We start from the raw sequence: 14,328 nt of genomic DNA, 5'->3' as shown, positions 1-14,328 counted from the left end.
CAGCACATGCCCCACTGGGGTCAGCGGCCCATCACGTCACGACGTGACGCATTCGCCAAAGCCGCCACCGCCGGGGGTAGCGATCTCGAACACATCGCCAGGCTCCATCAGCGCCGCGCCGATATGGCCCAGCTCTTCCACCTGGCCGTTGGCACGCAGCACGCGGTTGGCACCGGGCCGGCCGGGCTGGCCGCCTGCCATGCCAAAGGCGGGGTTCAGGCGCCCGTTGGACAAAATGCTGGCCGTCATCGCCTCCAGAAAGCGCACGCGCCGCACGCCACCATCACCACCCGCCCAGCGGCCTGCCCCGCCGGACCCGCGCTGGATCTCGTAGCTGTCGAGCACCACGGGGAAGCGGAACTCCAGCACCTCGGGGTCGGTCAGGCGCGAATTGGTCATGTGCGTCTGGACCACGCTGGTGCCGTCAAACCCGCGCACCGTGCGGCCCGAAGCATCGAACACCGCACCGGCACCGCTGCCGCCGGCAATGGTTTCGTAGTACTGGTACTGCGCATTGCCAAAGGTGAAGTTGTTCATGGTGGGCTGGCTGCCCGCCATCACGCCCAAGGCGCCGAACAGCGCATTGGTGATGCAGGTGGAGGTCTCTACATTGCCCGCCACCACCGAGGCCGGCGGGTTGGGGTTGAGCATGGAGCCCTGCGGGATGATGACCTGCAGGGGCTTGAGGCACCCGGCATTGAGCGGAATATCATCGTCGACCAGCGTGCGGAACACATACAGCACCGCCGCCATGCACACCGCACGCGGGGCGTTGAAGTTGTTGGTCTGCTGCGCACTGGTGCCTGCAAAGTCGATGACCGCGCTGCGCTCGGCCACATTGACCTTGACCGACACGCTGATCTGTGCGCCGTTGTCCAACTTCAGGGTGAACTGCCCGTCTTTGAGCTGCGTGATCACGCGGCGCACCGACTCTTCCGCGTTGTCCTGCACATGGCGCATGTAGGCCTGCACGACATCCAGGCCAAACTGCCCCACCATCTTCGAGAGTTCCTGCACACCCTTCTCGTTGGCAGCGATTTGCGCGCGCAGATCGGCCAGGTTCTGCTGGGGATTTCGGCTGGGGTATGGCGTGGTGCCGCCACCCGTCGTCAGCAGGTTGCGCACCTCTTCTTCCAGAAAGATGCCACGGTCCACCAGCTTCACGTTGTTGATCTGCACACCCTCTTCGTCGATGCGCGTGGAGAACGGTGGCATCGAGCCCGGCGTGGTGCCGCCGATGTCGGCATGGTGGCCCCGGCTGCCCACATAAAAGGTGGGCTCAGCGCCTTCGGCCACATACACCGGGGTGATCACCGTCACATCGGGCAGGTGGGTGCCGCCATGGTACGGGTCGTTGAGCATGTACACATCGCCCGGGTGCATCTTCCCCGCGTTCTCGCGGATCACGGTCTTGATGCTCTCACCCATGGAACCCAGGTGCACGGGCATGTGCGGCGCGTTGGCGATCAGGTTGCCCGTGGCATCGAAGAGCGCACAGCTGAAGTCCAGGCGCTCCTTGATGTTGACCGAGTAGGCCGTGTTCTGCAGCTGCAGGCCCATCTGCTCAGCGATGTTCATGAACAGGTTGTTGAACACCTCCAGCAGCACCGGGTCTACCGTGGTGCCTGCGGCGTACTGCACCTTGCGCGCGGTGACGCGGTCCAGCACCAGGTGATCCAGGTCCGTGAGGCGCGCAGACCAGCCGGGCTCCACCACGGTGGTGGTGTTCTTCTCGGCAATGATGGCCGGGCCTGGGATCACGTCGCCAGGGTGCAGGTCCTCGCGCACCACCAGGGCGGCATCGTGCCATGCGCTGCCCGAGTACATCTTCACCGTCTCGCGCTGTGGGTGCTTGCGATGCGGATGCACGGGAAGGCGCGGCTCGGCGGGGGCATCGCCCGCAATCATGGCCTCGACCGACACGGCCTCCACCACCAGACCCTTGCCGACCATCAGGAAGGCAAAACGCTGGCGATAGGCAGATTCGAAAGCGGCCTGGATGCTGGCCATGTCGCCAAACGGCACCACCAGGGCCGAATCGGTGCCTTCGTAGCGCACGTGCACGTTGTGGCGCACCTGCACCGGGTTGGCGCTGACCTGCTGGCGCTCCAGCTCGGCCTGGGCCGCAGAGCCCAGTGCGTCCAGGCGTTCCGCAATCAGCGGCAGCGATGCGGCGGCCAGCGGCATCTCCACCGCCTGTTCGCGGATCACCGTCTGGTCCGCCAGACCCATGCCATAAGCACTGAGCACGCCCGCCAGCGGGTGCACAAACACACGCGACATGCCCAAGGCATCGGCCACCAGGCAGGCATGCTGGCCGCCCGCGCCACCAAAACACTGCAGCGTGTAGCGCGTCACGTCGTAGCCGCGTGCCACGCTGATCTTCTTGATGGCGTTGGCCATCTGCTGCACAGCGATCTGGATGAAGCCTTCGGCCACTTCTTCGGGCTTGCGCTGGGTCTGCGCAGCAATTTCTTCAAAGCGGGCACGCACCGCATCGGCGTCCAGTGTTTCGTTGGCGGCGGGGCCAAACACGCTGGGGAAGTAACGCGGCTGCACCTTGCCCACCATCACGTTGGCATCGGTCACTGCCAGCGGGCCGCCACGGCGGTAGCTCACCGGGCCTGGGTTGGCGCCTGCGCTTTCGGGGCCCACTCGGAAACGGGCACCGTCGTAGGCCAATACCGAGCCGCCGCCAGCCGCCACCGTGTGGATGCTCATCATGGGGGCGCGCATGCGCACACCGGCGACGTGGGTTTCGAACTCGCGCTCGAACGCACCGGCGTAGTGACTTACATCCGTGGACGTTCCGCCCATGTCAAAGCCGATGACCTTTTCATGCCCGGCCAGGCCCGCCGTGCGCGCCATGCCTACGATGCCACCTGCGGGCCCCGACAGAATCGCATCCTTGCCCTGGAAGGTACCCGCATCGGTGAGGCCCCCCGAAGACTGCATGAAGAACAGCTTGACGCCCGGCATCTCGCTGGCGACCTGCTCCACATAGCGGCGCAGGATGGGTGAGAGGTAAGCATCCACCACGGTGGTGTCGCCCCGGCTCACGAACTTCATCATCGGGCTGGTTTCGTGCGAGGTGCTGATCTGCGTGAAGCCCACCTCTTTGGCGATGCGCTGAGCCGCCTGTTCATGCTGGGTGTAGCGGTAGCCGTGCATGAACACAATGGCCACGCTGCGCAGACCACGTCCGTAGGCGGCCAGCAGGTCGCCGCGCAGGCTGGGTTCGTCCAGTGCCTGCAGCACATCGCCATGGGCGCCCACCCGTTCGCACGCTTCGATCACCTCGGTGTACAAAAGCTCGGGCAACTGGATGTGGCGGTCGAACAAGCGGGGGCGGTTCTGGTAGGCAATACGCAGCGCGTCGCGAAAGCCGCGCGTGGTCACCAGCAGCGTGGGCTCGCCCTTGCGCTCCAGCAATGCGTTGGTGGCCACGGTGGTGCCCATCTTCACGCACTCCACCAGCGCGGGTGTCACGGGCTCGCCGGGCTTCAAACCCAGCAGGTGGCGGATGCCCGCCACGGCGGCGTCCTTGTACTGCTCGGGGTTTTCAGACAGCAGCTTGTGGGTGGTCAGCGAGCCATCGGGCCGCTTGGCCACGATGTCGGTGAATGTGCCCCCACGGTCAATCCAGAACTGCCAGCGGGGAATGTGGGTGGTGGGTGCAAGTTGTGTCATGGTGTGATGGTTTGCAAAGTGAAATGAAAGGGTTCGGTGCTCGCTCAGGCCGCCAGGGCCAGAGGGGAGCGGGCCGGGGAGCGCGGCGCGCGAGCCAGTGCCTCCAGCACCGCGCGCACAGAAGGAATGGAGGGCGCTGTGACCATGGCCTTGTCCGCTCCGCACCAGGGGCGGCCCAGTGCAGCGATCCAGGGCATCACGACATGGATGTCCGAGGGCGGCAGGGTTTGCATGCTGTCCACCACAATGCTCAGCTCCTGCGCCAGGCGCGAGCCCGGTGCAAAGCGCCAGTGGTACTGGCCGCAACCCAGGCGCACCGCGCGGCTGTCTTTTTCGGTCATGGCCACGAGCCAGGGGCAGTGAAACTCCGCGCACGCAGGATCGGGAGGATCGGCCAGACAGAAGCTGTACACGTTTTCATAAGTGCGGCCAAAGCGGCGTACCAGGGTTTCGGCAATGGCGTCGCGGCCGTGGGCCACCGGCGGAAAGTCCATGTCGCCCTGCCGCACGTCCATGCGCAGCAGCGCGCCGCCGGCAAAGGCCCGCTCGATCAGGTGAGGCCGGTTGCCATCCTTGGCCAGCAGATACGTCTCGATGGTGTCGGAAGGGGTTTGCATGGTGATTCCTTGGTGATGCCAACAATGCAATGGCCTAGCGCTGCGTGTAGTACGGGATGAAGAGCTGGTTGGCCTCGCTCCCCACGGACCGCACCCATTCGCGGGAAAACCGTTCGCCCAGGCGTTTGAGTTCGGAGTCCAGCACCGCGGTGGGGGGCTCGACCTTGATGCCTTTGCGCTGCAGTTCGATCACCGACTCCTCGGCCACGGCGGCGCTCATCGCCCAGCCCCGTTTTTCGGCGTCTGCTGCAGCCTGGCTCACGGCCTGGCGCACCGGGGCGGGCAGTGCGTCAAACGCCTGCTGGTTCACGAAGACGATGTTCTTGGGGAACCAGGCGTTGATACCGTAGTATTGCTTGATCTGGCCCCAGACCTGGTTTTCCACCCCGGTCAAGGCCGATGTGATCATCGAATCCAGCTTTCCGGCCGCCAGGGCCTGGTTGACCTCGACCATGGGCACATCCACGGGCGTGGCGCCCAGCAGCTCGGCAATACGCACCGTGCCGGGGTTGTAGGTGCGCATGCGGGTGCCCTTGAAATCCACCGACGAACGCACCGGGATCGTGGTGAACAGCCCCTGCGGAGGCCACGGCACGGCGTACAAGGCTTTGAGCCCCTTGCGCGCCATGTGCACTTCGATCAACGGTCGCTGCACATCCCACATGCGCCGTGCGTCAGCATAGCTGCGGACCACAAAAGGCACGGAATCGCCACCTGCCATGGGGATGTCACGCACCAGGCTCGTCATGATGGTTTCGCCCGCCTGGGCCTTGCCGTCCTGCACCGCCTGAGGAATCTCCGCCAGTTTGAACAAGGCGTTGTTGGCATGCACTTCAATGCGCAATGCACCGGCTGAAGCACGCTCCACGTCCTGCGCAAACTGGACGATATTGCGCGTGTGGAACGACTCCGCCCGGTAGCCCGTGGCCAGCTTCCACTGGGTTTGGGCGTGCAGCACCGGTGCCACGGCAAGCGCGGCCAACAACACGATGGTCTTCATGGTGAGCTCCTGTACGGACTTTTCGGCGAGGGGTGCTGCGGGGTCAGCCCTGCATCTGGCGTGGCAGCCAGAGCACGACGTCGGGCACGAAATACGTCAGGATGACCGCAACGATCATCAATGCGAACAAAGGCAGCGCAGTGCGGGCGATCCAGGTAACTTCGCGTCGCGTCATGCCCTGCAGCACAAAGAGGTTGAAGCCCACCGGCGGCGTGATCTGCGCCATCTCCACCACCAACACGATGAAGATGCCGAACCACACCAGGTCAAAGCCTGCAGCTTCCACCGTGGGCAGCAGCACCGCGATGGTCAGCACCACCATGGAGATGCCATCCAGGAAGCAGCCCAGCAGGATGAAAAACACGATGAGCAGCAGCATCAGCGCAAAGGGCGACAGGTGCAGGGCGCCAATGAACTCGGCCAGGTGGCGTGGCAGGCCGATGAAGCCCATGGCCAGTGTGAGGAACGCGGCGCCCGCCAGGATGAGGCCGATCATGCAGTACACGCGGCAGGCAGCGACCAGCCCGTCCTTGAAGCGCGCCCAATCGAGTGATCCCTCGATCTTCGCCAGAATCAGCGACCCGCCCACACCCAGCGCCGCGGCCTCGGTGGCGGTGGCAATACCGCTGTAGATGGCGCCCAGCACCACCACGATGAGCGACACCACAGGGATCAGGTGGCGCGACGCATAGAGCTTCTGCACAAAGCTCAGGCGGGCATCGGGCGCTGGCACCTTGTCCTTGTTGAACAAGGCCCACACGACGATGTAGCCCATGAACAGTGCTGCCAGCAGCAGGCCTGGAATCACGCCGGCCAGGAACAGCTTGGAGATCGACACATTGGCCGCCACGCCATAGACGATCATGATGATCGACGGCGGGATCAGCAGGCCCAGCGTGCCTGCGCCAGCCAGTGTGCCCACCGAGATGTCTTCGGGATAGCCACGCTGCTTGAGTTCGGGCAGCGTGATCTTGCCGATGGTCGCGCAAGTGGCCGCCGATGAGCCCGAGATGGCAGCGAAGATGGTGCAGCCCACCACGTTCACATGCAACAGGCGGCCGGGCAGACGGTCCAGCCAGGGCGCCAGGCCTTTGAACATGCTGCTCGATAGCTTGCTGCGAAACAGTATCTCGCCCATCCAGAGGAATAGCGGCAAGGCCGTGAGCGTCCAGCTGGAGGTAGACCCCCAGATGGTCAGCATCATGCTGTCGCCCACGGGGCGGCTGGTAAAAAGCTCCATACCGACCAGCGCCACCGCAAGCAGTGACAGGCCGATCCACAAACCCGAACCGAGCACTGCAAAGAGCACCACGATCAGGCCAAAGGCAATGATGACGTCCATGTTGATTTCTCCTGCGGGGGTTACTCGGAACGGGCCGATTCAGACACGGCCATGAAGGCCACGCCCTGAAAGCGCAGGATGAGCGCATGGGCAAACGACAGCGCAAAGCCGATGCAGCCCATGGCCATGCTGATCTGGGGAATCCACAGCGGCGAAGCATCGGCCGCAGGCGAAATGTCGTGCGTGACGTAGGAAATCCACACCGAGCGCACTGCGTAGCAGGCGATATAGGCCGTGAGCACCAGTGCACTGGACAGGCAGAACCATTCAAAGGCGCCGCGCCAGCGTGACGGCAGCCGGTCGAGCAACAGGGTCACCCGGATGTGGTCTCCGTTTTGCAATGTGCCGGGCAATGCAAAGAACAGCGCTGCGGCGATGGCGTAGCCTGCATACGCGTCGAGACCGTCGATGTTGACGTGAATGACCTCGCGGGCAAACACGCCCAGCGTGACTGCGGCGAACGCAGCCAGCATGGACAGGCCGGACAGCAACATCAGCAGCCTGTAGAAATTTCGGACGAGTTTGTCCATGGCGTACTCCGGTAACGCTTGAAAAAAATGAGGGGGAGTGGCGACGAAAGAACTGGGCAGCAGGCGCCTGTGCTACCCCGGCCCCACTGCGGGGGCCCGGAAAACGACGATTACTTCTTGCGGTAGGCGTCGATGATGGCCTGCCCCTCAGGCCCGGCAGACTTGATCCAATCGGCCGTCATGGACTCGCCAATGCTTGCCAGTTCCTTCTTGATGCTGTCGCTGGGCTCGGCCACGGTCATGCCTTTGGCGCCCAGCTCTTTGATGAACTCCTCGTCCACGCGCTCGCTTGTGGCCCAGCCGCGCTCTTCGGCGGCTGCCGCTGCCTTCAGCACGGCGTCCTGCAAAGGCTTGTCGAGGGCATCGAACGCCTTTTGGTTCACCACGGTGGCATTGCGCGGAAGCCATGCGCTGACGGGATAGAAGTGCTTCACCTGCTCATACAGCTTGGATTCCACACCGCTGGCGCTGGACGTCAGGAAGTTCTGCACGGTGTTGGTAGCCAGGGCCTGGCCCAGCTCCGACAGCTGGATCGTCACCGGTTGCGCCTTGAGCAGTTGCGCAATGCGCGTGGTGGCGGGGTTGTAGGCCCGCATCTTGGTGCCTGCAAAGTCCGCGGGCGTACTCACGGGCTTGAGCGAGTAGAGCGACTGGCCGGGCCATGGCACGCTGAACAGCACTTTCACGCCTTGGGACGCGAGCAGCTTCTCCTGGGCAGGCTTGGCGGCCAGATACAGGCGCTTGGAATCGGCATAGCTCGTGGCCAGGAACGGAATCGAGTCCACACCAAACAGCGGGTTCTCGTTGGATGCGCCCGAGAGAATGAACTCGGCCGAAGGCACCTGGCCGGTTTGCACCGCACGCTTGATTTCGTTGGCCTTGTACAGCGAGCCACCGGGGTGCAACACGATCTTGAGCTTGCCGCCCGTGAGCTGATCCACCTCGTTGGCGAACTGCTGCACGTTCTGCGTCTGGAAGCTGTTGGCGCCATAACCCGTGGGCAGGTCCCACTTGATCTGGGCCTGGGCGGCGCAGACGCTGAGGACTGCGGACAAACAAATTGTGATTTTCTTCATGGTGGAACTCCTTGTTGAAAGCGGATCAGAAACTGGCGAGCTGGTGGTTGAGAAGGTCGGTGACCAGCATGCAGCCCGGTGCATGCGTGATGCAGAACGCGGGTTGGGCATTCAAGATGGCCGATTGCGGGGTGACGCCGCAGGCCCAGAAAACAGGGATTTCGCCCGGCATCAGCGCTACGGCGTCCCCGTAGTCGGGATGGGCCAGATCAGCGATGCCGATCAGGGCCGGGTCACCGATGTGCACAGGCGCTCCATGCACGTTGGGAAAGCGAGAAGTGACTTGCACGGCGCGGATCACATCCGCTGCGGGCATGGGACGCATGGTCACCACCATGGCGCCGCCAAAAGGGCCGGCCGGCTCGGTTTGCACGTTGGTGCGGAACATGGCCACGTTCTTGCCTTCGTCGATGTGGCGCAGGCGGATGCCTGCCTCGATCAATGCGGACTCGAACGAAAAAGAACATCCCAGGATGAAGGTGACCAGGTCCGGCCGCCAGAGGCTGGCAATGTCCGCCACCTCCTCCGACATTTCACCGTGGCGCCAGATGCGGTACAGCGGCACATCACTGCGGATGTCGATGTCCTTGCCCAGCGAAGGCAGGGTGAACTGGCCGGGCTCGCTGACCGCCAGCACGGGGCAAGGCTTGGGATTGCGCTGGCAGAACCGCAGAAAGTCACTGGCAAGCACCTCGGGCAGGATGACCACGTTGCCTTGCACATGGCCGTCTGCGAGACCGCTGGTGTGCGATGTCCACAGGCCCTTGCGGATGGTGTCGCGGACGTGGTTCGGATTGCTGGCGCCCTCAGGGCCAAACACCGCGAGCGAATTTTCTTGAGCTAAGTCCACCGTATTTCCTTGCATTGAGAAAAGTCAATTGCATGACGTTGGACGGATTGTGTTGGGGTGTAACTGCGCTGGCAAATTCAAAAAATTTCTCTTAGCTCATCGATTTTTTCGATGCACTTCATTGGGGCGAAGCAAACCAATTTGGTGCTAAGGGTTAACCCTTGGACTTCTATTTAGGGTTAACCCGAGTCCTCGAAAGGAGAATTTGCACAAGCGCAGCCGCACCGAACTGCGCATGTCGCTTCAATGCGAAGTTCTCGGGGCTGCGCCGTAAACGCAGACAGCGCAACCGCAGTGCGCGCAGCGGAAAAAAGGAGCGTGCGTGGTCCCCGCGCTCAGGCGCGGGCCTTGCGGGGCTTGGGCGCTGGGGGTTGCTGCGCTTCGATGAAGCTGAGCGCCGAACGCACGATCGCCTCCATCGCGGGCGAAGACGGGTCTTCGCGGTAGCTCACGTGAATGGGCAGTGGACGCAGCGCAATGTCGCAGGCCAGCGCACGAAGATCCGGGAATGCCAGCATCCTCTGCACCGCCAGGCGCGGCAGCGTGGCAACGCCAAAACCGCCCTGCACCAGCTGCACCATGGCAGAGATTGAGGAAATGGTGTGCACGCAGCGCGGCTCCACCTGCGCCTGGCGCAGCGTGTCCAACAGGTACACATGGGGCTGAGAACCGCGCTGAAAGGTCAGGATGTCGGTGCCGGCAAAGTCTTCTGATGCATAGCGCCGCTTGCGGTGGATCTTGCTGTTGCCGACGAACACCATCTCCATCGGCGTCAGCGCCTGGCTGCGAATGCCTTCGGCCGATGCGGGCAAGGCCGCAAACACGGCATCCAGCGTGCCCCGGCGGATCTGATCCAGCAGCACCGGCGTGGATTCGACCGTGAGTTCCAGCTCCAGCAGCGGGTTGTCCTTGCGCAGTTGTTCCACCCAGGGGATGAGCCACGAGTGGAGCACCGACTCAATGGCGCCCAGTCGAATCGACACTTCCAGCGGGCCGCCCGAGCCCATCTCGGCCTTGAGCTGGCGTTGCAGCTCCAGCATCCGCTTGGCGTACGTCAGAAAGCGCGTGCCCGCCACTGTGAGCTTGAAATGCTTGTCGCGCCGGTCCAGCAGCAGCACGCCCAGTTCTTCCTCCAGCGCCGCCACGCGGCTGGACATGGCCGACTGCGTCAGAAAGAGTTTTTCCGCCGCGCGCGTCACGCTCTTGAGGGAGGCCACCCAGTAAAAGGCTTCGACAAAACGCAGGTTCATGGTGGTGGTTCTCCGGCCTTGCTGGCACGTTGCAAGCTCCTTGGCGGTGCACCGTGGTGGTGCAACATCCCCCAAGCCAGCGCCGAAAGGCGTGGCCATTCTGCCGTTGATCCACGTGCTCCACAGCCTTTGAGCCGCAAAAACAGAGCATCGCCGGGTTTCCTCGATGCCTGCGCAATGGAATTGCGACCGAATGCAAATGCTATAAAAACAATAGCTATTGGCGCTTTACAGATAAGCGCTAGAGTCCAATTTCATTCAAACCCACCCCACAAACAGGGGCAGATCGGCCTTCTTGAGCGTGCGCAGCACGAAGCTGGAGCGGCTGTGCCGGATGCCTTTGATCTTGTAGAGCTTCTCACGCAGCAAGCGCTCGTAGTCGCGCGTGTCCTTCACGACGATGCGCAGCAGGTAGTCGTAGTCGCCCGACACCAGGTGCGCCTCGATCACCTCGGGAATGCTGGCGAGTGTTTCGCCAAATTTTTCGAGCGTGTTGTCGGAATGGCTGTCGAGCGTGACCTGCACCAGCACCGTGTCGGCCAGGTCCAGCGACTGCGGGTTGATGCGCACGGTATAGCCCTGGATCACACCCGCCTCTTCCATCTTCTTGATGCGGCCCCAGCAGGGCGATGCGCTCAGGCCCACGGCCTGCCCGATCTCTTGCAGGCTGGCGCGGGCGTTGCCCTGCAGCACAGCGAGAATTTTTCTATCCAGTCGATCCATCGGATGGATTATTCACCAATATTCGCCAACACAGAAAATTATTCTGCAATTCACTCCATTTGAAGCGAATTCAGCAAATTCATCTCATCCGCCCCGCGCATACTTCTTCCATCAAGGCGCTCTTACCGGAGCGCACAAACTGACAAGGCCCCGGCTGGTTACCGCCAGCACGGGGCCCTTGGCATTTTTTGGCGTCGCCCATGGCCGCCAGAAGCGTCTTGGCTAGCGCCCTGGTGGGTAGTTAATAAGCACGCTTACCAGCACAAACCCCGATGCCTGCGCCGATGCTGCACCGCCATAATTTGGCAGAGGCTGGGGTCCGCTCTGCAAGGAGCAACCGTGCATCCCCACCAACCCAGCCCACCATTAACAGGAGACAGCATGCAACTGACCAAACTCGTCGTCGGCCTGAGCCTTGCGCTCGGCTTTGTGGCCACCGCTGCCGCGCAGACCACCATGCGCATCAGCATCTCGACAGCCCAGAATTCCCACCAGGGGATTGCCATCGACACGTTTGCCAAGGAAGTCGAAAAGCGCACGGCCGGCCGCTATAAGGTACAGACGTTCTACAACGGCGCCCTGGGTGGCGAGCGCGAGTCGATTGAAGCCGTGCAGCTGGGCACGCAAGAGCTGGCCTTCAGCTCCACCGGCCCCGTGCCCAACTTTGTGCCCGAAGCGCGCATCTTTGACGTGCCCTTCCTGTTCCGCGACAAGGCCCATGCGCGTGCGGTGCTGGATGGCCCCATCGGCCAGGAGATGCTGACCAAGTTCGATAGCAAGGGCTTCAAGGCCCTGGCCTGGGCCGAGAACGGCTTTCGCCACATGACGAACAGCAAGCGCTCGGTGAACACGCCTGAAGACCTCAAGGGCCTGAAGATGCGCACCATGGAAAACCCCGTGCACATCGCCGCGTACAAGGGCTTCGGCATCATCACCACGCCCATGGCCTTCCCCGAAGTGTTCACCGCCCTGCAGCAAGGCACCGTGGACGGCCAGGAGAACCCGCTGCCCGTGATCATCTCGGCCAAGTTCGACCAGGTTCAAAAGCACCTGACGCTGACCGGCCACGTGTATTCGCCTGCCATCTTCGTGATGAACAAGGCCTCGTTCGACAAGCTCTCGGCCGCCGACAAGCAGGCCTTCATCGACGCCGCCAAGGAAGGCACCAAGGCCAACCGTGCACGCGTGGATGAAGACGACGCCAAGGGCGTGGCCGACCTGCGCGCCAAAGGCATGACGGTGGTGGACAATCCGGACAAGTCCAAGTTTGTGGCGGCGCTGGCGCCTGTGAACGCCGAGTTTGAAAAACAGTTTGGCAAGGCCACCCTGGACAAGATCCGCGACGTCAAGTAGTTGCATGCGCATCAGCTACTATATTTTTAGTAGCACACAACGCCCGTAGAATAAGCGCTACGGGCGTTTTTTATCTTCAATCTGATTCTCTCCACCGAATCTTCTGAACCCATGGCGTTGTCCGCCCCATGAAAAAAGCCTTTCTGATGTTTGAACGCGGGGCCACGTTTGCAGCGTTGCTCGGCGCGTGCGCCATGCTGGTCATTGCCGCATCGCTGGGCATGTTCCAGATCGTGACCCGCTTTGTGCTGGAGCAGCCCGCCGAGTGGACTGAAGTGCTGATCCGTTTCAGCCTGATCTGGATGGTGTTCCTGGCCATCCCCAGCGCGTTCCGCCAGGGCGCGATGGTCAGCGTGGATGTGCTGTACCGCTGGAGCCCCCCGCGCGTGCGCCGGGTGCTGGACTATGTCGTGGCAGTGGCGGCGCTGGCACTGATTGGCGTGATCGTGTGGTGGGGCTGGGACTATGCCCAACGCGGCGGCGTGCAGTCGATGGCGGGGCTCGAATCCGTCTCCATGTTCTGGGCCTACGTGGCCATGCCGGTGGGTGGCGTGTTCAGCGCCATTGGCATCGTCGGCAACCTGCTAGACCCTCAACGCCTTGAGCTGGAGACCGCGCAATGACGCCCGTCATGATCACCACCATGGTGCTGTGTTTTGCACTCACTGTGTCCGTGGCCGTTTCCATCGGCCTGGCCTCCATCCTGGGCATCCAGGTAGCCAATGCCAACATGCTGATCTCTGTGAAGGAGATGTTTGGCTCCATCAACAAATTTCCGCTGGCCGCCATTCCGTTCTTCATCCTCGCGGGCAACCTGATGGAAACGGGCGGCATATCCCGCCGCCTGGTGGAGTTTGCCAAGAGCATCGTGGGCGGCGTGCAGGGTGGCCTGCCCATGACCTGCGTGCTGACCTGCATGATCTTTGCGGCCGTGTCGGGCTCGTCGGTGGCCACCACATTTGCCATTGGCGCCATCCTGATCCCCGCGCTCATCAAGCATGGCTACCCCACGAGCTACGCCGCATCCCTGCAGGCCACCAGCGCCGAGCTGGGCGTGATCATCCCGCCCTCCATCCCCATGATCCTGTATGGCGTGAGCGCCGAAGTGTCGATTGGCGAGCTGTTCATCGCCGGCTTTGGCCCGGGGCTGCTGATCAGTGGCGCGCTGATGCTTTTTGTCTGGGCGTACTGCAAGTACAAGGGCTGGGGCAAAAACGACGGCGACGGCCGCATGTCTCTTGGCAAGGCCACGCTGCAGGCGGGCTGGGCGCTGCTGATGCCGGTGATCATCCTTGGCGGCATCTACGGTGGCGTATTCACCCCCACTGAAGCATCGGCCGTGGCGGTGTTCTACGCATTGATTGTGGGGGTGGTGATATACCGCGAGATCCGGCTCAAGGACCTGTTTGCCATCCTGCGCAAATCGGCCATCTCGTCCGCAGTGATCATGTTCATCATTGCCAATGCGGGCCTGTTCGCCTTCCTCATCACCCGTGCTGGCGTGCCGGATGCCATTGGCCGCTGGCTGGAGGCGGTGCTGCAATCTCCCACCCTCTTCCTGCTCGGGGTGAACGCGGCGTTGTTCGTGATCGGCATGTTCATCGAGACCAGTGCCGCCATCATCGTTCTGGCGCCCATCCTGGCTCCCGTGGCCATCCACTTTGGTGTGGACCCGGTGCACTTTGGCCTGATCATGGTAGTGAACCTGGCCATGGGCATGATCACGCCGCCGTTTGGCGTGAACCTGTTTGCAGCCTGCACCGTGGCGCGAATATCGCTGGACCGCATCGTCGGGCACCTGATTCCGTTTGTGCTTGTCATCATGGCCTGCCTGATGGTGGTGACCTATGTGCCGCAGTTGTCGCTGGGTTTGCGCGATCTGGTCTACGCAAAGTAG

At 62.7% G+C, this 14,328-nt stretch carries 12 protein-coding genes; 3 read left to right on the top strand and 9 right to left on the bottom strand.

Annotation, left to right across the window (positions count from 1 at the left end; translation table 11 throughout):
• Positions 1–36 precede the first annotated feature (36 nt).
• The 9 genes from ACODS0_RS21295 to ACODS0_RS21255 form a co-directional block, all read right to left on the bottom strand.
• Complete coding sequence (locus tag ACODS0_RS21295) at positions 37–3,690, bottom strand: hydantoinase B/oxoprolinase family protein (RefSeq protein ID WP_488837026.1); 3,654 nt, start codon at positions 3,688–3,690, stop codon at positions 37–39.
• A gap of 44 nt (positions 3,691–3,734) precedes the next feature.
• Positions 3,735–4,307 (bottom strand): hypothetical protein, encoded by a 573-nt coding sequence (locus ACODS0_RS21290; protein WP_488837024.1) that lies wholly within the window; start codon positions 4,305–4,307, stop codon positions 3,735–3,737.
• Positions 4,308–4,341: 34 nt separating this feature from the next.
• Positions 4,342–5,307, bottom strand: a complete 966-nt coding sequence (locus ACODS0_RS21285; RefSeq protein WP_488837022.1) for a TRAP transporter substrate-binding protein — start codon at positions 5,305–5,307, stop codon at positions 4,342–4,344.
• A gap of 43 nt (positions 5,308–5,350) precedes the next feature.
• Complete coding sequence (locus ACODS0_RS21280) at positions 5,351–6,649, bottom strand: TRAP transporter large permease (RefSeq protein WP_121419955.1); 1,299 nt, start codon at positions 6,647–6,649, stop codon at positions 5,351–5,353.
• A 20-nt stretch (positions 6,650–6,669) separates the two neighbouring features.
• Positions 6,670–7,179, bottom strand: coding sequence for a TRAP transporter small permease (locus ACODS0_RS21275; RefSeq protein WP_055402379.1), 510 nt, complete (start codon positions 7,177–7,179; stop codon positions 6,670–6,672).
• A 110-nt stretch (positions 7,180–7,289) separates the two neighbouring features.
• Positions 7,290–8,255, bottom strand: a complete 966-nt coding sequence (locus ACODS0_RS21270; RefSeq protein WP_488837019.1) for a TRAP transporter substrate-binding protein — start codon at positions 8,253–8,255, stop codon at positions 7,290–7,292.
• Between the two features lie 25 nt (positions 8,256–8,280).
• On the bottom strand, positions 8,281–9,120 hold the full coding sequence (locus tag ACODS0_RS21265; protein ID WP_370641343.1) for a putative hydro-lyase: 840 nt from the start codon (positions 9,118–9,120) through the stop codon (positions 8,281–8,283).
• 320 nt (positions 9,121–9,440) lie between these two features.
• Positions 9,441–10,355, bottom strand: coding sequence for a LysR family transcriptional regulator (locus ACODS0_RS21260; protein ID WP_121419953.1), 915 nt, complete (start codon positions 10,353–10,355; stop codon positions 9,441–9,443).
• Between the two features lie 258 nt (positions 10,356–10,613).
• A complete protein-coding gene (locus ACODS0_RS21255) occupies positions 10,614–11,078 on the bottom strand; it encodes an Lrp/AsnC family transcriptional regulator (RefSeq protein ID WP_488837016.1) in 465 nt (154 codons plus the stop codon).
• Between the two features lie 381 nt (positions 11,079–11,459).
• On the opposite strand from ACODS0_RS21255, the gene ACODS0_RS21250 reads away from it, so the two are divergent.
• The 3 genes from ACODS0_RS21250 (at position 11,460) to ACODS0_RS21240 (ending at position 14,328) form a co-directional block, all read left to right on the top strand.
• Positions 11,460–12,431: a TRAP transporter substrate-binding protein gene (locus ACODS0_RS21250; RefSeq protein WP_121419952.1), complete on the top strand. Its 972-nt coding sequence runs from the start codon at positions 11,460–11,462 to the stop codon at positions 12,429–12,431.
• Positions 12,432–12,559: 128 nt separating this feature from the next.
• The gene (locus tag ACODS0_RS21245) at positions 12,560–13,054 is read left to right on the top strand and encodes a TRAP transporter small permease (RefSeq protein ID WP_055397396.1); all 495 of its coding nucleotides are present in this window, start codon (positions 12,560–12,562) and stop codon (positions 13,052–13,054) included.
• Positions 13,051–14,328 (top strand): TRAP transporter large permease, encoded by a 1,278-nt coding sequence (locus ACODS0_RS21240; RefSeq protein ID WP_488837013.1) that lies wholly within the window; start codon positions 13,051–13,053, stop codon positions 14,326–14,328. Before ACODS0_RS21245 ends, ACODS0_RS21240 begins: the two co-directional genes overlap by 4 nt.

Source organism: Acidovorax sp. FG60 (genome assembly GCF_057808995.1).
This window is presented reverse-complemented; position numbering and strand designations above follow the sequence as displayed.